The 22,439-nt window shown below is 41.4% G+C and carries 23 protein-coding genes; 15 read left to right on the top strand and 8 right to left on the bottom strand.

The features are described 5' to 3' along the window. Window positions 1-15: 15 nt before the first annotated feature. From fre to ACXAFE_RS00280, 4 genes are all read left to right on the top strand, one after another. The gene (fre, locus tag ACXAFE_RS00295) at window positions 16-729 is read left to right on the top strand and encodes an NAD(P)H-flavin reductase (protein ID WP_475146913.1); all 714 of its coding nucleotides are present in this window, start codon (window positions 16-18) and stop codon (window positions 727-729) included. A 124-nt stretch (window positions 730-853) separates the two neighbouring features. Beyond that, entirely contained in the window at window positions 854-1,168 is a 315-nt protein-coding gene (locus ACXAFE_RS00290) for a hypothetical protein (protein WP_475146910.1), read from the top strand. A 32-nt stretch (window positions 1,169-1,200) separates the two neighbouring features. Next, complete coding sequence (locus ACXAFE_RS00285) at window positions 1,201-1,896, top strand: helix-turn-helix transcriptional regulator (protein WP_475146908.1); 696 nt, start codon at window positions 1,201-1,203, stop codon at window positions 1,894-1,896. A gap of 133 nt (window positions 1,897-2,029) precedes the next feature. Further along, on the top strand, window positions 2,030-3,184 hold the full coding sequence (locus tag ACXAFE_RS00280) for an IS30 family transposase (protein WP_475146905.1): 1,155 nt from the start codon (window positions 2,030-2,032) through the stop codon (window positions 3,182-3,184). Between the two features lie 89 nt (window positions 3,185-3,273). On the opposite strand, the gene add is transcribed toward ACXAFE_RS00280, so the two are convergent. From add to cyaY, 7 genes are all read right to left on the bottom strand, one after another. Beyond that, window positions 3,274-4,269, bottom strand: coding sequence for an adenosine deaminase (gene add / locus ACXAFE_RS00275; protein WP_475146903.1), 996 nt, complete (start codon window positions 4,267-4,269; stop codon window positions 3,274-3,276). A gap of 321 nt (window positions 4,270-4,590) precedes the next feature. Further along, window positions 4,591-5,703 carry a heme biosynthesis HemY N-terminal domain-containing protein gene (locus ACXAFE_RS00270; RefSeq protein WP_475146899.1) on the bottom strand — a complete coding sequence of 371 codons (1,113 nt, stop codon included), beginning with the start codon at window positions 5,701-5,703 and terminating at the stop codon, window positions 4,591-4,593. Beyond that, window positions 5,700-7,511: a uroporphyrinogen-III C-methyltransferase gene (locus ACXAFE_RS00265; protein ID WP_475146895.1), complete on the bottom strand. Its 1,812-nt coding sequence runs from the start codon at window positions 7,509-7,511 to the stop codon at window positions 5,700-5,702. Before ACXAFE_RS00265 ends, ACXAFE_RS00270 begins: the two co-directional genes overlap by 4 nt. Before the next feature lie 12 nt (window positions 7,512-7,523). Further along, the gene (gene hemC / locus ACXAFE_RS00260) at window positions 7,524-8,459 is read right to left on the bottom strand and encodes a hydroxymethylbilane synthase (RefSeq protein ID WP_010562322.1); all 936 of its coding nucleotides are present in this window, start codon (window positions 8,457-8,459) and stop codon (window positions 7,524-7,526) included. 20 nt (window positions 8,460-8,479) lie between these two features. After that, the gene (locus tag ACXAFE_RS00255; RefSeq protein WP_475146892.1) at window positions 8,480-9,391 is read right to left on the bottom strand and encodes a DUF2914 domain-containing protein; all 912 of its coding nucleotides are present in this window, start codon (window positions 9,389-9,391) and stop codon (window positions 8,480-8,482) included. Between the two features lie 9 nt (window positions 9,392-9,400). Beyond that, window positions 9,401-10,057 (bottom strand): alpha/beta hydrolase, encoded by a 657-nt coding sequence (locus ACXAFE_RS00250; protein ID WP_475146889.1) that lies wholly within the window; start codon window positions 10,055-10,057, stop codon window positions 9,401-9,403. Then, window positions 10,058-10,378, bottom strand: a complete 321-nt coding sequence (gene cyaY, locus ACXAFE_RS00245; protein ID WP_475146887.1) for an iron donor protein CyaY — start codon at window positions 10,376-10,378, stop codon at window positions 10,058-10,060. Window positions 10,379-10,529: 151 nt separating this feature from the next. Here cyaY and lptM point away from each other — a divergent pair, with 151 nt between their 5' ends. The 11 genes from lptM (at window position 10,530) to ACXAFE_RS00190 (ending at window position 21,231) form a co-directional block, all read left to right on the top strand. Beyond that, complete coding sequence (lptM, locus tag ACXAFE_RS00240; protein ID WP_100914078.1) at window positions 10,530-10,697, top strand: LPS translocon maturation chaperone LptM; 168 nt, start codon at window positions 10,530-10,532, stop codon at window positions 10,695-10,697. After that, window positions 10,697-11,944, top strand: coding sequence for a diaminopimelate decarboxylase (gene lysA / locus ACXAFE_RS00235; RefSeq protein ID WP_475146883.1), 1,248 nt, complete (start codon window positions 10,697-10,699; stop codon window positions 11,942-11,944). Before lptM ends, lysA begins: the two co-directional genes overlap by 1 nt. A 21-nt stretch (window positions 11,945-11,965) precedes the next feature. Next, window positions 11,966-12,796, top strand: coding sequence for a diaminopimelate epimerase (gene dapF / locus ACXAFE_RS00230; protein WP_336434222.1), 831 nt, complete (start codon window positions 11,966-11,968; stop codon window positions 12,794-12,796). Further along, on the top strand, window positions 12,793-13,404 hold the full coding sequence (locus ACXAFE_RS00225) for a DUF484 family protein (protein ID WP_336434221.1): 612 nt from the start codon (window positions 12,793-12,795) through the stop codon (window positions 13,402-13,404). Before dapF ends, ACXAFE_RS00225 begins: the two co-directional genes overlap by 4 nt. Beyond that, the gene (gene xerC, locus ACXAFE_RS00220; RefSeq protein ID WP_475146878.1) at window positions 13,401-14,318 is read left to right on the top strand and encodes a tyrosine recombinase XerC; all 918 of its coding nucleotides are present in this window, start codon (window positions 13,401-13,403) and stop codon (window positions 14,316-14,318) included. The genes ACXAFE_RS00225 and xerC overlap by 4 nt, the downstream gene beginning before the upstream one ends. Window position 14,319: 1 nt before the next feature. After that, a complete protein-coding gene (locus tag ACXAFE_RS00215) occupies window positions 14,320-15,021 on the top strand; it encodes an HAD-IA family hydrolase (RefSeq protein WP_475146875.1) in 702 nt (233 codons plus the stop codon). 124 nt (window positions 15,022-15,145) lie between these two features. After that, a complete protein-coding gene (locus tag ACXAFE_RS00210; RefSeq protein ID WP_475146873.1) occupies window positions 15,146-15,469 on the top strand; it encodes a hypothetical protein in 324 nt (107 codons plus the stop codon). Between the two features lie 32 nt (window positions 15,470-15,501). Further along, entirely contained in the window at window positions 15,502-15,837 is a 336-nt protein-coding gene (locus tag ACXAFE_RS00205; protein ID WP_475146870.1) for a hypothetical protein, read from the top strand. A gap of 89 nt (window positions 15,838-15,926) precedes the next feature. Then, complete coding sequence (uvrD, locus tag ACXAFE_RS00200) at window positions 15,927-18,098, top strand: DNA helicase II (RefSeq protein ID WP_054981405.1); 2,172 nt, start codon at window positions 15,927-15,929, stop codon at window positions 18,096-18,098. 3 nt (window positions 18,099-18,101) lie between these two features. Continuing rightward, entirely contained in the window at window positions 18,102-20,150 is a 2,049-nt protein-coding gene (locus tag ACXAFE_RS00195) for a tRNA(Met) cytidine acetyltransferase TmcA domain-containing protein (RefSeq protein WP_475146867.1), read from the top strand. Further along, a complete protein-coding gene (locus tag ACXAFE_RS00190; protein WP_475146864.1) occupies window positions 20,119-21,231 on the top strand; it encodes an ABC transporter substrate-binding protein in 1,113 nt (370 codons plus the stop codon). Before ACXAFE_RS00195 ends, ACXAFE_RS00190 begins: the two co-directional genes overlap by 32 nt. On the opposite strand, the gene ACXAFE_RS00185 is transcribed toward ACXAFE_RS00190, so the two are convergent. Continuing rightward, a complete protein-coding gene (locus ACXAFE_RS00185; protein ID WP_475146859.1) occupies window positions 21,224-22,384 on the bottom strand; it encodes a hypothetical protein in 1,161 nt (386 codons plus the stop codon). The two genes, ACXAFE_RS00190 and ACXAFE_RS00185, sit on opposite strands and share 8 nt — an antisense overlap. Window positions 22,385-22,439 lie beyond the last annotated feature (55 nt).

Here is a 22,439-nt window from a genome sequence, read left to right as displayed (position 1 = left end):
TGAAAAGGTTTAAAAATGCAATTAGTTAAAGCAAACGTGGTAAGCATTACTCCATTAACAGAGTTTGTTTATAAAGTTGAACTAAAACCAAGTGAGCCAGTGTCATTTGAAGCAGGTCACTACCTGCAACTGGTATTGGGTGAAAAGGATAAGCGCGCATTCTCAATCGCAAGCCGCCCAAGCCAAACAGAGCTATTAGAATTACATATTGGTGCATCAGAAGAAAACAGCTATGCCATGCAAGCGCTGGATCACCTAAAAGAGCACTTTGCTAATAATACCCAAGCTGAGCTTGAAGTGGGCTTAGGCATTTCACAACTACGCACTGAGTCAGAGCTACCACTTGTATTACTTGCGGGCGGCACAGGTTTTTCATATGTAAAATCAATGGCTGATCACCTGGCTGAAATCAAATCAACACGCCCAGTGTTCTTTTACTGGGGTGTACGCGACGAATCAGCACTTTACGCAAAAGATGAAATGGAAAAGTGGGCTGCAAGCCAAACTAACTTCAACTTTATTCCTGTAGTAGAGCACGCAACTGACGCATGGCAAGGTCACACAGGCTATGTGCATAAAGCAGTAATGAAAGACATTGTTTCGCTAGAACCTTATGAAATCTACATGGCGGGCCGCTTTGATATGATTGGCCCTGTACGTGATGATTTTATTAATCACGGCGCAATTCGCGAAAACATGTATGCCGATGCCTTTGCATTCATCAAATAATACCAATTCAATTTACTAAAAGGAGCCATTTGGCTCCTATTTTATTTTCTAGATCATTTGCTACTGACACTCCCTGACACAACAGCCTGATTAAATAACGTCATCATTTCAAAGGAGACAAATGATGAGTAACGTAATCGAAATCGTAAACTTTAAATTAGCAGAAACCACCCAAGCTGAAGAATTCGCCGCTGCTAATGATGCATTACAGCAGTTCCTCAATAATCAAACCGGTGTGCTGTACCGCTCACTAGCCAAGCAACAAAGCGACAATATTTACGTTGATGTGGTTTACTTTGCCACCATGGATGATGCCAAACGTATGCAAGAGGTATTTTACGAGAATGAAATTTGCCAGCAATTCGCCAAGTTAATTGAAAAAGAAAGTGTTATTTTAGAGCACTACGATGTAGTGTCACAAACACCTTGTGACGCATAACTAACACGTAAAGCACATTCAATTAAGGAAATATGGTGCATAAATCTGAGCGTTTATTTCAACTGGTTAACTTACTAAAAGGCCGCCGCCTTGCTGTAACTGCAAAACAGCTAGCAGATAAGCTAAACGTATCTGAACGCACCATTTACCGCGACATTCAACATTTACAAACATCAGGTGTGCCAATCGAAGGCGAATCGGGTATTGGTTACCTAATTTCAGAATGTGACCTGCCCCCCATGATGTTTACCTTAGAAGAGTTGCAAGCCCTAATGCTAGGCAGCCGCATGGTAAGCGAATGGACCGATCCCGTACTTGCCGATAAAGCCCATTCTGCACTCGCTAAAATCGAAGCAGTATTACCGAGTAGCTTAAAACAAAAAGTGGATGACCTGCCCTATTTAGTATCGGGCTGGAGTCACAACCAAGCACAACAAGCGTTTACGCTCACCTTACGCCAAGGCATCGAGCAACATAAATGTGTTAATTTGGATTACACAGACGCCAAGTCGCAAATCACCACCCGCCTTATAGAGCCTTTGGGTATGGTTTATTGGGGTGGCAAATGGACGCTAATCACCTATTGCCGCTTACGAAACGAGTATCGTGAGTTTCGTATAGATCGCATTCAAGCGGTTTCGCTCACGGAGCTCTCTTTTACAACCCATGGCGGTAAGTCGCTAGCGCATTATGTGAAGTTAGTGCAGGAGAAATATAAGGAGTCTTAAGGGATGTATCTATTAATTAACATCCATGTATTTATCTTACGGCATCCATGCCGCACTCGTTCGTTCTTTTTGGCCGTGTAGATTCAATTAATCAGTGCAACACTTTATTTATTCATAAAAGTGGAGCCTGTTAATGAGTAATAGTTCAGCTGTTCGTTTTACCGATAAAGAAAAAGATGAAGTTTGGCGAAGATGGAAGTCTGGTGAATCTTTGAGTGCTATCGGCAATATATTGGGACGCAAAGCGCCTTCAATTTATCATGTTTTATCTAAATATGGTGGTGTAAAACGGTTTAAACGAAAACGCTCTAAGAATCATCTGTCTTTAAATGAACGAGAAGAAATATCACGAGGTATAGCTCAAAATAAGTCTTTTAGGGTAATTGCTAAAGAACTCAAACGAGCGCCTTCGTCTATAAGTAGAGAAGTATCACGTAACGGCGGTATTCATAAATACAGGGCTTGTGCCGCTGACGATAAAGCTTGGAAACGTGCTAAAAGACCTAAACTTTGTAAACTAAAATTAAATCAAGAACTCGCATTATTAATAGCTGATAAGTTAAAAAATTTGTGGTCACCTGAACAAATAGCTGGTTGGCTAAAGTTACAATACCCAAATGATAAGAGTTGGCACGTGTCTCACGAAACAATCTATAAAAGCTTATATATCCAAACTAGGGGAGTATTGAAAAAAGAGTTACTTAAATGCCTTCGCTCCAAGCCAAGAATAAGAGGAGCTAGAACTAAAGAAAAAAACCAAAGAGGTCATATTCAAGAGCTAATTTCAATTAGTGAACGCCCCGCTTCGATTGAAGATAGGGCTATACCAGGTCATTGGGAAGGTGACCTTATTGAAGGTAGTCAAAAAAGCTATATAGCAACATTAGTTGAAAGGCAAACTAGGTATGTATGTCTTGTTAAAGTAAAAAATAAAAGCACGCATAATGTCATTCCTCAACTAATAAAGCATGCTCAAAAATTACCTAGTAGTTTATATAAATCGTTGACTTGGGATCGAGGTACAGAGCTCAAAGGTCATAAAACGTTTTCAGAACAAACAAATATTGATGTGTACTTTTGCGATCCTCAAAGTCCTTGGCAACGAGGCTCAAATGAGAATACTAATAGATTGTTAAGACAATACTTCCCGAAGGGTACAAATTTATCAATATATTCTCAGGAGGAATTAGATGATGTAGCACAAGCACTTAATAGTCGACCGAGAAAAACTCTTGGATTTTGTACACCGTTAGACAAATTTAAAGAGTGTGTTGCATTGACTGATTGATCACACAGAAGCAAAGAAAAGTAACATAAAGCCCAAGGATGGGCTTTTTAGCAATGCAGGGAGGCGCGTATTTAAAAAACGCTATCGCGTTACGCGTATTTCCCCATTAACACTTTACGCTCACTATCGCTTAAAAACGCAATTTGTAATGCATTCTTTTGTGCTTGCGTGATTTCTGCTTGAGTTAAGCCAGCTTGAGGTGCTACCACCTCAAATTCGTGGCGAATTTCAATATTACTTACACTTGGATCGTCGGTATTAATGGTAGCTAAAATACCGTGTGCTAAAAATTGCTTTAGTGGGTGCGTGGCCATTGACGCAACCGTGCTGGTTTGAATATTACTGGTTAAACACGATTCCACACCAATTTGGTGATCGCGCAGATAATCCATTAAAGCGGCATCTTCAATTGCTTTAACACCATGGCCAATACGTGTTGCACCAAGCTCTTTAATTGCATGCCAAATGCTTTCGCTGCCTGCGGCTTCACCTGCGTGAGTGGTAATTTGTAAACCTGCATCGCGTGCTTGTTTAAAGTGGCCTTCAAATAAGTTACCTGGGAAACCAAGCTCGTCACCCGCTAAATCGAGAGCAATAAGCTCATTTTTGTGAGCCAGTAAGCCATCAAGTTCTGCTTGACATGCTTCTACGCCAAAGGTGCGCGATAAAATACCAATCAACTTTGCTTGCACGCCTGTCTCGCGGCTACCTGCTTTTACGCCGTCAATAACCGCGGCAACAACGTCTGCAATATTCAGGTTATGGGTTTGTGCCATATAAAATGGGCTAAAGCGTAGCTCAACGTAATCAAGCCCCTGCCCTTTAGCATCAAACATATTTTCATAGGCAATGCGGCGGCATGCGTCTAGATCGCCGAGCACTTTTACACCCCAATCCAGCTTTTGTAAAAAGCCAAGTAAGTCAGGCTCATTTTCAATTACTTGCACATGCGGGCGCAGTGACTCAACATCGCTTGCTGGCAAATCCATATTAAATTTTAGGCCAAGATCTAAAATGGTTTCTGAGCGAACATTTCCATCAAGGTGACGGTGTAAATCAAGAAGTGGAAGAGTTGAATCGATCATGGCTTGACCCTTAAAAATTTAAAATTGCGCGGATTCTACGTAGTTTAGCTATAAAAGCAAGGATTGCTTAGGACATAGGTCCTCGCTTGGGTAAAAATACAAATATAAAAAAAGCGCCCATCGGCGCTTTTTAATCATAACCTTAATTTTTAGCCACGTTATACCAATTCACTTAAGTAGCTAATCATCCTAGCGGGCTAAATATCATGCTAACTGCGTTAGAATTTATCAATGTAGAACAACTACATAAGAAAAACTCCGCCTTGTTACCATTTCATTTATCCAGCGCTACCCCTGATCACATACTTAACAGAATTGGTATTAAGCATAGGTTTGATAGAGCGAAATTGCTTTATTAAGTTGCCCTGTTTGATTAAAACACTCAGCAGCAACACGCCAATGCTTGTTTGCGTTTTCTCTGCTCAACACTTTGTTAAATACCTTGCAGGCAAGCTCAAAATCACCTTGCGCTTTAGCAATGTAAGCCAGCGTTAGCAACAGCGTTTCATCTTCCGGTAATTTCTTTAATCGGCTTTGAATAAACTTTTGTGTATCAAACAATTTAGTATTGTTGCACTTACTGAGGATTTGCCACACCTCGCGGTATTTATCACCCTTCGCTAGTTTTAATAAACACTTATCGGTTTGCTCTGGGGAAAATGAAGCAAGATTAGTAAGATAGTGAAACTCCGCTTTTTCTTTGAGTTTCTTCGGTAAATTACCGTAAGCACTGTTTAATGCATTTAAGTCTAACGCTGCAAAATAACGTTCAAATAACTGTTGCCATTGCTCGTCACTTAGCGCATGTTTTTTCTCAAATCGACTTAGCTGATCATTAAGCGTTGACCAGTCTTGCTGGGCTACTAAGTACTCGGCAAAATTAGCCAGCTCTATGTTAGTCGCTTTTTTGTTCTTAGTTATTTGCTCCATGCTTTCTTTGGCAAGCTCTGCTTGCTCACTTTCCACCAGCATTTGCGCAATATTTGATGCGTCTTGCTGCGCAACTTTTTCAAGATGTAGTCGCGCATCGGCTTTATTACCACTTTCTAACGCAGCTCGTGCTGAAATGGCTTGTGCAATGCTTTCCCAACCTGCTGGTACATGGGCTTTTGCAAGGCTTTGCTGTGCGCCAGTAAAATCACGATTTATAAACTGCCAAACGCCCGTTTTTAAATTACTTAACTTGCGTTTATCGGCGCGCGATGCCCATTTAAAACGAGTAATGCCATACAGTGATAAGACATAACGCAGCACTTTATAAATCAAAAAACTAAACGCCGCTAGTAAAATAATTGCAATTACAAATGCGGTGATCGTGCCTTCAATGGTGTAGTCGTTAAAAGCAATTAGCACATAACCTTTTTCACCTATAGCCACTGGCGCGAGTGCAAGTACAACTAACGCAATAACAACCGTGATAATTGCCTTGCTCATAGTAGCTCCTTAATTGCAGCTGCAGAGTTAAAAGTAATCTCTGGTGTGAACACAAGCGGCCTAGCATGTAATTCATTTAATTGATTATTAAGGTATTTTACATTCGCAGCTTGCACATCATAATAATTGTTAACTACGTTTTGTGCTTGTTGCAGTGCTGTAGAGAAAATGGCTGGCTGCTGCTTTGTAAGCGCTGTTTGTGCTTGTGCCATATAAAAACGTAATTGATGTCGAATTAATGCTTGCTCTTCTTGGCTTAGTAATGGCTCTATCGGTGCGGTGCGTTTGCGCACTTTAATAAAGTCATCCACCAGCAAGTCCCAACTACGCTTTAAGTTTGACTGCCAATCATCCACATTATTTGAAAGCGCCTGTTGATCAACTTTATCGGCTTCTTCCGGTAGCACCACCATATTAAGCGGTAGCTCATCAAGATTGGCGATTAACCCAGACAGCTTTAAATACAAACCTTCAACATCAGCCGTTTGTAGCGCTTGTAATGCTTGAATATCTTGATGTAGTGCCGCTCTAGCTTGCTGAGTACCCGGGAAGTTTTCAAGCAGTATATCTAAACGTGCCAGCATTGCCGCGGCGCCTAGGTAATCATTTTGCACCAGCGCCTTAAATTCGGCCATGCGGTAAAGGCTTTTCACTTCTTCACGATTTAGCTCTGGTGTTTGTTGGTTAGCAGCATGTAACTGCTGAGCAATTTTTTCATTAAGCGCAAGCTCTGCCTCAGATACCTGAGCCGATAATGCACTTTGCAATTGTTGATTTTTTAATGCCAGCGCCTGTGTATTAACTTGGGCAATCTGTTCAGCGAGCGTGATGGTTTCGTTATTTAACTTAACGAGAAAATTTTTCTGTTGTTGAAATAAGGTATAGCCATACCCTAATCCACCAACCGCAGTAAGTGATACCAACAACGCAACAACAGCAATTGCCTTGCCTGAACCTGATTGCTTTGCCACGGCTGCTTTTGAAGCGCTATTGCTCGTAGCTTGTGCCTTACTTGTTGGCTTTTCGCTAATCGTACTCTTTGCCGTTATGTCTTTTTCTTGTTCCATAGCGTGACTCTGTTGATGTTTATGTTGACCTGCGATGGCACTGATAATGCTATCATTATCAGCACCTTGGCAATTAATAATATGTTTTACATTAGCTTTTTCTTGCAAGTAATTAACGCAACGCTCACTTACCAAATAAACGGTTAGCTGCGATAACCAGGTTTTGTTTGTCGCTATTGCCAAAAAGCTATCGATACTTGCATTGCTCGTTAAGACAATGGCATCAATACCATTCGCTTGCCACTTAGCTGCCATTGCGTCATTTAAATTAGCATTCGCCAAACGCTGGTAAACGGCTAGCGGCTGAAAAATCGCTTCGCGCGCTTTTAATTCTTGCGCTAGCTTATTACGTCCACCTTTACCTTTTACCAATACAATTTGTTTACTTGCCACATTGTTAAGCTCTGGCATGGCAAGCAAACCTTCGCTGGTTTCAACCAGCGGGCTAGCACACGACTTGTTGAACAGTTCGGTTACCATTTCAGCGGTACTTTTACCAACAGCTAAACAGTGGCTGTGTTTTGCTAGTTCAGGTTTTAACGCATGTAAAAAACGTGCGGCATCTTGTGACACAAAAAGCACAATATCGGCACTTTCAAGCATAGCAAGTTGCTGTTCACTCACTGCAATTGCTTCAAGCGCCAGTAATGGTTGAATGGTGCTTTTAATCGCCATATTTGATAGGCGCTCAGCTAATTGTTGGCTCTTTTCCTCTGGCCGTGTGAGTAAGATATGTGTCACAAGCACTCCTTGTTAGTTACCGTAAACTTCTGCAAGAATTTTATCAGCGCCTTGCGATAATAAGTTATCAGCTACTTGCTCGCCGATTTGTTCTGCATTTGCCACATTACCTGCCAGTGTATGCTGCAAAATTACCGAGCCATCTAACGCACCTACTAAACCGCGTAGTGTCAGTGTTTCACCTTCAACAGTTGCAAATGCACCAATCGGAACTTGGCAACCACCTTGTAACTTACGGTTCATTGCGCGCTCTGCTAGTACACGATAACGCGTTTCTGTGTGCTCAAGTGGCGCAAGCAACGCTTTGGTTGTTTCGTCATCGCTACGACACTCAATGCCTACTGCACCTTGACCGTTTGCAGGTAATGAGTCTTCTGCAGCAATAAAATCAGCAATACGTTCTGGCATTTCTAAACGAATAAGACCTGCAGCGGCAAGAATAATTGCATCGTATTCACCGGCATCTAATTTTGCTAAACGCGTATTTACGTTACCGCGTAAATCTCTAATTTCGAGATCAGGACGCGCTGCTTTTAACTGACACTGACGACGTAGGCTCGATGTACCAACAATTGCACCTTGAGGCAAATCAGCCAACGACTTGAAGTTGTTTGATACAAATGCATCTCGTGGATCTTCACGTTCACAAATTGTGTGCAGTTCTAGTCCATCAGGGAATTCAACCGGAACGTCTTTCATCGAGTGAACGGCAATATCTGCGCGACCTTCCATCATAGCGACTTCAAGCTCTTTAACAAATAGGCCTTTGCCACCGATTTTCGCCAGTGGCGTGTCTAAAATTTTATCGCCTTGAGTCGACATAGGTACAAGCTCAACCGTTAAATTGGCATGGTGCTTTTCCAGTTCAGCTTTTACAAACTCTGCTTGCCAAAGAGCCAATGCGCTTTTACGTGTTGCAATACGAATAATTGGATTATCTTGAGACATAATTTTCCTACACTGACTCGCTACTGGTCAGTTACTTTAAATTGCTTGCTCGCCAACGTTTTTCCGTCGGCAATTAATTCTACACGCCACTCGCCTAATTGCAGTGCCGCTATATTTTTTGATGAATAGGTACGGTATCGCTCTGCAAATATTGAAAGCTCAACATCCGCTTGCAGTTGATCTTGAAAATACCACTTGTGGCGCACCACTTTACCTTTTAAGCCGTTTACTTCAGTAAAGAAGTACAATTTTTTGGTAAAGCTCGCCCTTGCGATTCGTTCACCAATAATATCAACAGGCTCTCGCGCTTTAATGTCACGCGATAACAATGCGCGCGTTACACTTTGGGTATTCATTTTTGCGCCAAGTGCAATGTCTGCTAAGTCGCCATTACTTTTTTCGTTTGCTTGCTGTTCAATATCGACGCTCACAGCCTGCTCTAATGACTCATCGCTATTTTCGGCTGTTTTTGACAGACTATTATTCGTCACGCTTTCACTAACAACCGCTTCACTGTTATCAACACCTGTAGGATTGCTAGGCTCTAGCTCGACTCGCTGTTCAATCGCAGGTTGAATTACAGAAGCTTTCTCAATTGGCAATTCAGCTGGTGAAGACTGGCTTAAACCAACCTTTTCGGTTTCATTGGCGGTATTTTTAGTATTATTTACAACCGATGTTATCGTTTTCACAACAGTTGAGCTGCCTTGTTGCACACTGGCTTTTGTTAATGATTGACCCGTTTCTTTTGGATTTTTCGTATTTGGAAATAAGTACATAGTTGCCAAAACTAATACGACTACCACCAACAACAGCGCCGCAAAAACACGCGCCCAGCGCCATTGGTACTCAACGTCGCTCGGTTGTGCATTTTGCGCGGATTGATTTTGCTTATTTGCTAATGTCGCCGTAATTTTTATCTTTTGTGCCACTATTCCTTCCTAGTTTAAGCGCGAAACTAACCAAGTACGGATCGCCTTAATTTCCTCTAAACACACTTGGTGTGCCATTGGGTATTCTTGCCAACTAGCTTCATAACCCAAATCTAGTAATGTTTGATATGCTGATTTTCCTGCACCTGTTGGCACCACGTCGTCAAAACTGCCGTGAGCCATAAATACATTTAAGCTTGCTTGCTGCTTTTCGAGTTTAAGTTTAGCAGGCTCACACATATAGGTTGAAAGCGCCATAACACCAGCCAACTGATACGGTAAGCGTGGTGCTAAATACAATGACACAACGCCACCTTGTGAAAAGCCGGCCAGAATAATATTGCTGGGCTCTACGCCATTTGCGATTTCCGCTTCAATTAATTGCTGTACAGCCGCAGCAGATTGTTGCACACCTTGCTCATCGGCGCGTTTATCTAGATCAAGAGATTTAATGTCATACCATGAACGCATCGCCATACCACCATTTATGGTGACCGGTTGGATTGGTGCGTGAGGAAAAATAAATTTTACACCCAGTTCTGTTGGTAAATTAATTTCCGGTACGATAGGTGCAAAACCATCACCTGAGTCACCTAAACCATGTAACCAAATTACCGTTGCTTTATGGCTAGATTGCGGCTCAATAATAACTGCGTCTAAACTCATTTATTCAGCTTCCCATACAATGCTTTTACCCGCTTGTTTGCTTGCGGCATCATTCATAAATTGCCAGAATTCTGAGCCACTACGGTTATCAATCCATTTATCGCCATGGCGTTCAAAATGGTGACCATTAAACTTAGTTGCTACCCACAACTGCTGTAAAGGCGCTTGTTTATTAAGGATGATTTTACTGTTATCAGGAAAAATAATTTCTAAAATTCCCGAGGCTGATTCATAGTCTAAGTCGACCTCGCAGGCATCAACTTGCTCTTCTAGGTTAATAAACAAATCATCGATTAACTGATGGTATTCTTGGTCTGTCATAGCTAAATTTCCAAATTGATTTTTTGATGCCAATAAAGCATAAGAAAAAACGTCAATATCCTGCGTTTTTGCGCTTTTTTCTGATAATCTCTATTCAATAATACCAACCGTGGCATTCACTTGTCAGTAATAAGTTTTATAAACAGACGATATGGTTAAATGTAAGAAATTAGTTTCAGTATTTATGAGTGTATCATTGCTCATTTTAGCTGGTTGCGGTCAAAAAGGTCCTTTATATCTTGCCGAGCAAGATCAAGTGGAATCAAATCAACCAAAGCAGCAAACCGACGCTGATAAAGAGCAAAAGGAGCAGCCGTAATGGACTATTTTAACTATAACGATAACGAACTGTTTGCAGAACAAGTAAAGGTTGAAGATATTGCCAAACAATATGGTACGCCTTGTTATGTATACTCGCGTGCTACATTAGAGCGTCACTATAAAGCATTTTGCGATGCGGCAAGTCACCATAATCACCTTGTATGTTACGCCGTAAAAGCTAATTCAAACCTCGCTATTTTAAACGTATTGACGCGCCTTGGTTCTGGTTTTGATATTGTTTCTAAAGGTGAACTGGCACGTGTAATTGCAGCCGGTGGCGATACCAGTAAAGTAGTATTTTCAGGGGTTGCTAAAACACATGACGAAATTGCCTTTGCTCTAGAGCACAAAATCAAATGCTTTAATGTTGAATCAGAAGCTGAACTTGAGCGTATCTCGCAAGTTGCAACTGAGTTGAACGTAAATGCGCCTATATCTATTCGTGTAAACCCTGATATCGATGCTAAAACGCACCCGTATATTTCTACCGGTTTGAAAGAAAATAAATTCGGCATAGATATTAAAATTGCGGTTGATGTATATAAGAAAGCGGCGAGTTTACCTAACTTAGATATCAAGGGTATTGATTTTCATATTGGTTCACAGCTTACCGAGGTTGAACCTTTTATTGCGGCACTCAAAAAAGTAATCGCGCTAGTAAAAGAACTCGCGACTCATGGCATTAAGCTTAGCCATGTGGATGTTGGCGGTGGCTTAGGTGTGCCGTATGCACAAGAAGCGCCACCACACCCAAGTCAGTACGTGAGTAAAATCACCGAGTGCTTAGCAGAATTACCCGATGTTGAACTGATTTTTGAACCTGGCCGCGCAATCGCTGCCAATGCTGGCATTTTGGTCACCAATGTTGAATATCTAAAACAAAACCAAGGTAAACACTTTGCGATTGTTGATGCCGGCATGAATGATTTACTGCGCCCATCGCTTTATCAGGCTTGGCAAAATATTATTGCGGTTAAGCCGCGACAAGGTAAAACCGAAAATTACGATATCGTTGGCCCAGTATGTGAGACTGGTGACTTTTTAGGTAAAGACCGCAATTTGTGCATTGAAGCGGGCGATTTAATTGCCGTGCGCAGTGCCGGTGCGTACGGTTTTACTATGAGTTCAAACTACAATTCACGTCCGCGCGTAGCTGAGATAATGGTCGATAACGACCAAGTTCATGTAATTCGTCAACGCGAAACTATTGACGACCTATACCGAAACGAGTGTACACTGCCTTAAGCACAATCATAGTTTATATATATGCTAGTAAATTTTTCTAAAATGCATGGCTTAGGCAATGACTTTATGGTTATTGATAATGTCACGCAAAATGTTTTTATTTCAAAAGACCAAATTCGTAAGTTAGCAGATCGCAACTTCGGTATTGGCTTTGACCAATTACTAATGGTTGAAGCGCCGTACGATCCTGATTTGGATTTTCATTACCGAATTTTTAATGCGGATGGCTATGAAGTTGAACAATGCGGGAATGGCGCGCGCTGTTTTGCTCGCTTTGTGCGTATGAAAGGGTTAACCAATCGCCATCGCATTCAGGTCTCGACAAAATCTGGCAATATAACCTTACACAATGAAAAAGACGGCAAAGTGCGCGTGAATATGGGCCATCCTAAGTTTGACCCTGCAAAAGTGCCGTTTAAAGCGACCAAGCGCGAAACAACGTATATTATCCGTGAAGGCGAACATACAATATTTTGTGGCGTCGTCTCTATGGGCAACCCGCACTGCGTACTTGAAGTAGACGATATCAACTCAGATCAAATTACCGAGTTAGGCCCACTACTTGAAAACCATGAGCGCTTTCCTAAAAAGGCCAATATTGGTTTTATGCAAATAATCTCGCCAGAGCATATCAAACTGCGCGTATGGGAACGCGGCGCAGGTGAAACGCTTGCCTGTGGTAGTGGTGCTTGTGCCGCTGTTGTGGTTGGTATTTTACAAAAGAAACTCGCCAATCAAGTTAAGGTTGAATTACCTGGTGGCGAATTAACAATAAATTGGCAAGGCGACGGTCACCCAGTAAAAATGACCGGCCCTGCAGAACATGTGTTTGATGGTCAAATCGCGATATGAATGAATTAGATGAACGCCAAGTTGTCGACTATTTAGAACAAAACCGTGACTTTTTACAAAAGCACCCTGAACTACTTGCGCGTTTATCCATTTACGACGAACCAAACGGCACCACCAGCCTTGTAAAGCGTCAACAAAGTTTATTGCAAAATAAAAATCGAGAATTAACCGATAAGCTCTCTCATTTAATCGATAACGCAACCAATAACGAACACATTTTTAAAGTGTTCAATCAATGTCATCGACTGCTACTTAAAACCGATACACTAGAAGCACTACAAGAAAAATTAACACAAACCTTGTGCAAAGGATTTAATTTACTTGATTGCCAATTAATACCTGTTAATCCCGATACGCACCAAACGCTACTCGATCAACGCTTTAGCGTACAAACCAGCTTTTTAGGACGTTTGAGCCAAGATGAGCAAATGCTGCTATTTCAAAAAACAGTTGGCTCGGTCGCGGTGTATTTAGTTGGCGATAAAAGTACGCCAACAGCTATATTAGCCTTCGCCAGCAGCGATGAAACACATTATCACCCAGAACAAAACAGCGTATTTGTTTTAGAATTTATTCAAGCCTTAGATATCAAACTGTCTCAGTTATGAGTGAGCAACAACCGCTAAGCGCAAGCTGGCAGCAGAGTATAGATTTATACATCGCCTTTGCGCGCAATGAGAAACACTATTCAACAGCCACCATCGATGCATACCTTCGTCATTTAGAAACATCTGCACACTATTTTTCGCAATTTGTTGCTAACTGGCAAGCAATTGAAGTTGAGAATGTGAAAGGCTTGCTCGCGAAATTAAAAAGCCGCGAATTATCAGCTAGAACCATTAATTTGCACCTATCGTGCTTGCGTAGCTTTTATAAGTTTTTAATTAGAAAAGGACTCGCTAAAGCGAATCCGGTCGAGCTCGTAAAAGGGCCAAAATACACCAAACCATTACCAAAAAACCTTGATGTTGACCAAGTAAATCAGCTGCTTGAAATTGTGCCTGAAGATAGCTTAGCAATTCGCGACAAAGCCATGATGGAATTAATGTATTCATCAGGGCTGCGCTTATCTGAGCTTGCTAGCCTTAATTTAACGGATAAGAGCGCGATCTTTAATGGCCTTCTAACCGTATTAGGTAAAGGAGGTAAAGAGCGGGTTATTCCCGTTGGGCGAAAAGCCATTAGCGCAGTAAAAGAGTGGCTTAAAGTGCGTGCAGAGTTTGCTAACCCCGACGAACTCGCTTTATTTACTAGTAAACAAAAACGTCGCTTGTCGATTCGCCAAATTCGTGCGCGCATGAAAAAATGGGGCATTGAACAAGGCCTAAGTGCCAATGTGCATCCACACAAATTACGTCATAGCTTTGCATCCCACATTTTAGAGTCGAGCGGTGATTTACGTGCAGTGCAGGAGTTACTTGGCCATAGCAATTTATCAACCACCCAAGTGTATACGCACCTAGATTTTCAACACCTTGCAAAGGTATACGACAACACACATCCAAGGGCAAAAAAGAAGTAATATGATGCGATTTAACCGAGCAATTTCTGCCGTAAAGGTAATTAGTTTTGATTTAGACGATACCCTTTACGACAACCGCCCTATCATAAAAAACGCCATTAACGCACAGCAAGATTATCTTGCTGCCATTCCAGAGTGGGCGGAGCAAAACGGCGATTTCTGGCGCACTTGCCGAAACGGTTATGCACTTGAAAACCCAGAGGTCGTAAACGACGTAACGCTATGGCGTCAAAAGGCTTTACTATGGGGGTTAGAAACTCTCAAAGTAGAAAATGCAGCATTTCATGCAGCACAAGCCTATAACGCATTTGCAAAAGCACGCAGCGATATTGAAGTAGCACCTGAGGTAATTGATTTACTCGCAGCACTTCGTAAAAAATACAAAGTGATTGCTATTACCAATGGTAATGTCGATGTAAACCAATTTAATTTAAAAGACAGCTTTGATTTAGTATTACAAGCAGGCCCTCACGGCAAAGCAAAACCAGAAAGCGATATGTTTGATTTGGCCTGCCAGCAATTAGGTGTAAGTCCAAACGAGATTTTACATGTAGGTGACAGCCTTGATTCAGATGTGCAAGGCGCTAACAACGCTGGCTGTTATAGCGTTTGGCTAGAAAATACCTTTGTGCCCTACCGCTACAAAGGTTTAGCTGACATGGAAATAAGCGATGTTTTTGCGCTCAAATCCCTGCTTGATTAATAACTTAAGGAAATATCACGTGCGCGATATTTCCTTACGTCACGTAATATAACCTCTCATCATTAATAACTTTAATAAGCTCATACCAGAATATAATCTGCACTCAATAAATAAGAGAGCAGTTATGTTTACAAAAGAATGGAAATTTAATCTCAAGCATCACCAAATCCACATTACTTATCATTGGCATAACGGCATGAAACTATATGTTGATGGTGATTTAAAGGATTTTAGTGAACTTAATTTGTCATTTCGTGATGATGTACTTTTAAGGGCTAACCTCTGCGAGATTGGTATTATTGATGTAACTCCTTCATTACCTTTTTTTAGCCTTGAAGTCACAGTGCAACTTTCCCAAGCTTCAGACAGGTTTATCGTCTACTCCTTTCACGAGCGAGTACCATTACGGGAGCAGCGCCTTATAAGTAAATTAACGACTTTTTCTTAAAAAATAACAACATTATAAAAAGGACTAACATTATGTATAAAGAATGGGAATTCGACTTAAACGACCATCACGTTCGCGTAACCAATAACTGGTTAACTGGGGTGAAGCTTTATGTAGACGGAAAGCTAAAAGGACGGAATGGATTTCCTGTTATGGGCCCTCTGTTAATTCTCTTTTTCCTTATCAGCGGTGACAGAGTTATCTCTCACTTTCAAGAAAAACAAAAAATAGCGCATATTGAGAATATCATTGCAACGTTGCCTGAAAGCGAAAGAGCAACGTTTGTTAAAACGTACTTAGAAACAAAAAGTTCAGAGCTCCAACAACCTACTCACAATGTAAAGGCTAGCGAAAAAATCAATAGATAAACAACCCCTGTTTATAAAAACAGTATTCTATTTGGTATTAAATCAACTCCTGTTATACTTTTGCCAATTTTGGTAAAGAGTTAACTTCGATGGACGTTTCTGAATTATTAGATGGTTTAAATGACAATCAACGCGAAGCCGTAGCCGCCCCGCTGCAAAATATGCTGGTGCTGGCAGGCGCAGGCTCAGGTAAAACCCGCGTACTTGTCCATCGAATTGCTTGGTTAATGCAAGTTGAACACGCATCGCCTTACAGCATTTTTGCGGTAACCTTTACCAACAAAGCAGCCAAAGAAATGCGCAGCCGTGTTGAAGCAACGCTTAAAGCGTCTGTTGGCGGCATGTGGATTGGCACTTTCCACGGTTTATCGCATCGTATTCTGCGCGCCCATCATAAAGAAGCAAACCTGCCAGAATCATTTCAAATTCTCGATACTGACGACCAAGTGAGGATGATCCGTCGCTTAATGAAAGCAATGAACATCGACGAGAAGAAATGGCCAGCCAAACAAGCGGCTTGGTATATTGGCGCTAAAAAAGACGAAGGTTTACGCCCTAAACACATTCAAGCGTTTGATCCTAACGAGCAAATGATGCTGCGTATTTATACCGCTTATCAAGAAGCATGTGACCGCGCAGGTTTAGTGGATTTTGCCGAAATTTTGCTGCGTTGTTTCGAATTGTTACGCGACCAACCAACCTTGTTACGTCACTACCAACAGCGTTTTCCACATATGTTGGTAGATGAATTCCAAGATACCAACACCATTCAATATCAGTGGTTAAAGTTGATTGCTGGCAAAAGCAACAAGATCATGATTGTAGGTGATGATGACCAAAGTATTTATGGTTGGCGTGGCGCACGTATCGAGAATATTAAACAGTTTATTAGTGACTTTGATGCACAAACTATTCGCTTAGAACAAAATTACCGCTCAACAGGTAATATTCTAAAGGCGGCAAACCATTTAATTGCCAATAACTCTGAGCGAATGGGTAAAGAGCTGTGGACTGACGGCAATCAAGGTGAACAAATTGGCGTTTACGCTGCTTATAACGAGCTAGACGAAGCCCGCTTTATTGTAAGTAAAATTAAGGCCTGGTTTGAACAAGGGAATGCACTGCAAGACTGCGCCATTTTATACCGCAACAACGCCCAATCTCGTGTATTGGAATCAGAATTAAATATTCAGTCACCGCGAATTCCTTACCGTATTTATGGCGGTATGCGCTTCTTCGAACGTCAAGAAATCAAAGATGCCTTATGTTACTTACGCATTGTAAATAACCGCAATGATGACGCGGCATTTGAGCGTATTATTAACACCCCAACGCGTGGTATTGGCGATCGCACATTAAGCCTGATTCGTGATTGTGCGCGTAGCGAATCATTGCCACTTTGGTACGCAGCAAAAACCTTACTAGCAGAAAAACATTTAGCCGGGCGCGCTGCTAATGCGGTTAATTCGTTTATTGAGCTTATCGATCAGATTGAAGATAACATTCTTGATAAATCATTAGATAAACAAACCAAATACGCTATTCAAACCTCGGGCCTAATGGCAATGTATATGGCAGAAAAAGGTGAAAAAGGCCAAGCGCGGGTAGAAAACTTAGAAGAATTAATTAACGCTACTAGCCAATACGAACTGCCAGATGAAGAGGAGTTTAGCTCGCCACTTGATGGCTTTTTAGCGTATACCGCACTAGAGTCAGGTGAAGGACAAGCAGACGAACACGAAGATGCGGTACAAATGATGACACTGCACTCGGCTAAAGGCCTAGAGTTCCCTCTGGTATTTATGGCTGGCGTTGAAGAAGGCATGTTCCCGTCACAACAAAGCCAAGAAGAAACCGGCCGTTTAGAAGAAGAACGTCGTCTATGTTATGTAGGTATGACACGCGCCATGCAAAAGCTTTATATTTGCCACGCTGAAAGTCGCCGTTTATACGGGCAAGAAAAGTTTCATAGCCCGTCGCGCTTTATTCGCGAATTACCGGAAGATTGCTTGGATGAAATTCGCATTAAAACACAAATCACCAAGCCTAAAACCACTGGCCGTTTTAGCAATACCATCAGTTTAGAAACCTTTAACGATACAGGCTTTAAACTCGGCCAGCGTGTAATGCACGGCAAGTTTGGTGAAGGTACAGTGCTAAACTATGAAGGTACGGGCCCACAGGCGCGTATTCAAGTTAACTTTGATGATCATGGTACTAAGTGGCTAGTGACCATGTATGCGAAATTACAAGCGATGTAAATTATGCTCACTAACACCTGGCTTAACCAATTACACCAATCGTTGCTAACGAGTAAGCATCGTCAGTTATTGGTTTTGTCAGGGAGTGAGCATTGGTGTTGGCAACAAGTTGATACCTTAAAAACGGTTTACCCCGATTTATTAACCCTTAGTAATTCCCCCTCAGTAAATTTTTGGCCTGAGCATAATCACCAGTTATTAGGGCAAGAATACAGCACAGTGGTGTTTGACGTAAATTCAGGGCTAATGCCAGACAAGCTCGCAACCGTGGCGGGTACAGTAAAAGCAGGCGGCCTACTGGTGCTGCTAATGCCGAACTTTGAAAGTTACGCTAAGCAAGCTGATCCCGCGTTTTCTCGTTTTCAAAGTGCGAATAAATCACCTAACCCTATTTCACTTTTTCAAACACGTTTTATTTCGTTACTTTCATCTAACGAGCAAGTATTAATTGTTTCAGAGCACTATGCTCTGCCAAAAATCCCAATTTTCACTGCAACTGAGAGAACTCAGTATCAAGAGCAGCAAAATCTAGTTGCCGATTTGAGCAAGTTTATCACTAAGCGCCGCGCCACATTTTTACTAACCGCCGATAGAGGCAGAGGGAAATCGGCAACGCTTGGAATGCTGGCAGCCAATTGTTCATCACTAGGCAAGCCTGTTGCTATTTGCGCTCATCATAAACAAACCGTTGCGACAGTATTTAAACACTACGATCAACTCATAGATAATGACGTACAGCTTGATTTTATTGCACCTGATGCATTGCTAAACCAAGCAAAAAACTACGATTTAGTATTAATTGATGAAGCGGCAAGCTTGCCTGTAAGCATATTAAAAAAAGCGCTCGATTTACCGATAAAACTTGGCTTTGCAACAACGCTTCATGGCTATGAAGGCACAGGCCGAGGGTTTAATTTACGCTTTATTCCTTATTTGAAAGTAACCCGCAGCAATTGCCTTATCGCTGAGCTGTCGGACCCTATACGTTACGCTGATAACGACCCGCTCGAAAATACCATTAATCAGTTGCTTGTACTTGATGCTGACTTCAAACAACTGACGATCAACCATAAAACTGACGTTACTTTTGACGCGATAACACAGCAACAACTCGCAAACGATAACGAATTACTTAAACAAGTATTCGCTATTTTAGTCATGGCGCATTACCAAACCAGTGTGAATGACTTACGACATATGCTCGATGGGAATAACTTAAAGGTGTTTGTTGCTGAACAAAATGGTGTTTTATTAGCCGCAGCATTAGTTGCACTTGAAGGTGAGATTGCGGATCCGTTAGCATCACAAATTATCGCTGGAGAACGCCGCCCGCAGGGCAATATGTTGGCGCAATCTACCGCTTGTTTGCTCGGTGAAAAACACTTGTTGGCAACCCGTTATGCCCGCATTGTGCGTATTGCCGTTAACCCCTATTGCCAAGGTAATGCGATAGGTACCCAGTTACTCAATTCGATTGAATCATCACTGTCTGATCTCGTTGATTTTTTCGGTGCGAGTTTCGGCGCTGAAGCCAAGCTTTGCAATTTTTGGTTTAAGCAGAATTACAATCTAATTAAACTCGGTGCAAAGCGAGATAAAGCCAGCGGCGAACATTCTTGCTTAGTCATTAAAGCTTCAAATGTTTATTTAGACCAACAGACATTGCTCAAATCCCATTTCAAGCAGCAATTTTTGTTTGAGTTAGCACGCTCGTTTTCGCACCTGCCAAGCGAGTTAGTATTAGGCATTAGCGCAAACTTGAATTCATCAAACCAGCAATGCACTCGCAGCAATAACTTAGTGAAAAGATTTAGTGAAGGGCAAATCAGCTTTGACCAAGCACGCTTTGCCTTAGCTCAACAAGTTTATGTAAACCCTTGTTCACTAAATAAACTAGAAAGTATTTCTAGAAAGTTAATAATTAAGCTAGTATTACAGAATATGCCTGAGACTAAGGTCAACGAAGCTCTTGCATTAACGGGTAAAAAGCAACTTAATTCAGCGCTAAAACAAGCAGCTAATGAATGGTGTAACCATAATTCTAATCACTAAACTAATCATTGCAATTTGCTGTATTCCGCTAGTTGTCTTTGCAACGCAGCAACCACCTATAAAACTTGGCATGTCGGCGGCTTTAAGCGGCCCGTCGGCAGAATTAGGCGTGCAATTAAAGCAAGGAGCTGACGCTTACTTTGAGCGAGTAAATGCTAACGGTGGGGTAAATGGTCGAAAAATAGAATTACTCGCACTTGATGACCAATACGAACCTCACCTCACCGTAAATAACACACGATACTTTATAAACAACGCTAAAGTTGATGTTCTTTTCTCTTATGTTGGCACACCCACATCTAGCGCGATTCAACCCATTATTGATTCTCACCAAATTCCATTTATTACCCCCTTTACCGGCGCAGACTTTTTGCGCCACAAAGATCATATTTTTAATTTACGCGCCAGCTATAATGATGAAGCTAAGGTACAAATAGATTATTTAGTGAAGCAAAAAGGGCTAACAAAAATTGCGTTTTTGATTCAAGCTGATGAATTTGGTCTCTCGCTGCAAAATGCACTTACCCAAGCAATGTTACCATACGCATTAAAACCTAAAGCCATTGCGAGATTCAAACGAAATAGCCAAGATATTGAGCGAGCGTTAGAAAAATTAAAACAAAGCGGCGCACAAGCGGTTTGCTTAGTTGGTACTTATAAGCCCCTAGCCCATTTTATTAATTTAGCCGATCAGCAAAACTTTAAGCCCTATTTTACAAGTGTTTCTTTTGTATCGAGCAATGAACTGTTTGCTCGTATTAAGCAGCCTAGCAGAGTACTGGTAACGGAAGTAATACCAAAAGTTGATGGTTGTAAACAAAATTGGTGCAAACAATTTATTCAATCAATGAAGCAAGCAAATATAGCAAACCCAACGCGTGTGCACCTAGAAGGGTATGCAAATGCATTTGTATTTTACAACGCAGCAAAAGCCTGCAAACCGCTATCAAACGATTGCTTATTACAAAAGCTGCAAGTCATAAAAATGCAGTTAGATAAAAGCAAAAAAAACTATGTTGAATTATCCGAACGGGTAAAAGACAACACAGTTTTTTTAAACCATTTCACGTTTACTAAATAACCGGTATCGTCTGCTTTAGCATGGCTTCAATTTGATTCACAATCGCTTTATTGGTTGCATCGTCAAACGTTTTGATACGTGGTGTATGTATATGGCCAGTTGGCACTTTCGTACCTAATTGATTTTGCAAACGAATACTGCGATACGAGATTTCATTCGAAAGGTAACCACCGCCGCCACCTGAGACCGCAGTTAATCCATTTAACTCTGAAAGCGATTTAGGTTGTAACTCGCCTTTTTCTAACGTTACTACTTTTAAGTTATCGTTAATTTGATATTGCCCTTTTGCCTTTTGCATCGCAGCAACAGGCAAGCTAAATTCAACAAACTCGTCTCCCGAAAGAGTTTCGCCTGCTAACTTTGAAATAATTGGCGCATCTTTTGTGCCACCTGATAGTACATTTAAATTATCTGGCGCAGTTACACTACGACGCTTACCAGGGAAACGCTCAAGATCAAAATGCTCTCTACCCATTGAAACAGTTGAAACTAAATCTACTTGTCCACCTAAGTAAATAGGCGCTAGCAGTGATTCTATTTCACCTTGATCAAAATCTTCATAACGCACAGGTACAATAACCGCATTAATTTCAGCTTGCTTACCATTAAGCTCAATAACCTTTCCGTCTAACGCTAATGCCGCAAGTCCTGAAGGGTTACTTTGTGAAATATTTCTGTCCAATAAGAACGGGTCAAAACCGGTAATAAAAATTTGCGTATCTGCACTATAACGGTAATCAATATCAGAGTACCCACGAGATACTGTTTCAAACACTTCTAAAAGGCTAGCTAGCTCAGCTTTTGAAAAATTAAGCGGCTTGTTTTTTAGTTGTGATTTAACCGCTAGGCGCTGCCAGTAAAGCGGCCTATCGTCATATCGCTGGTTAGATTGCACCTGCGCTTTAACTTCAGACCATAACTTTGTGCCTACTTTCGAGAGTAACTGCTTAGCTTCAGCATAGTTACTTACGGCTTGCCATTGTTTCGCGAATTGTGACATTGCCTTGTGGTTAACTAAGCTTGCATCGACGGTGTTGAGTTTAGTTAATCGTAACTCTTCGACACTTTGCGAGATTACATTTTGGTTTGCATATGTATTTGCACTTAAAAACAGTGCTAAGCTGGTAATCAGTAGTTGGCGTTTATTTTTCATTGCTAAACTATCTTTTAATATAATATTCGGTGAGTTAGCTACTTATCATACGTGC

The organism is Pseudoalteromonas sp. ABV4_021, assembly GCF_056159365.1.
This window is presented reverse-complemented; position numbering and strand designations above follow the sequence as displayed.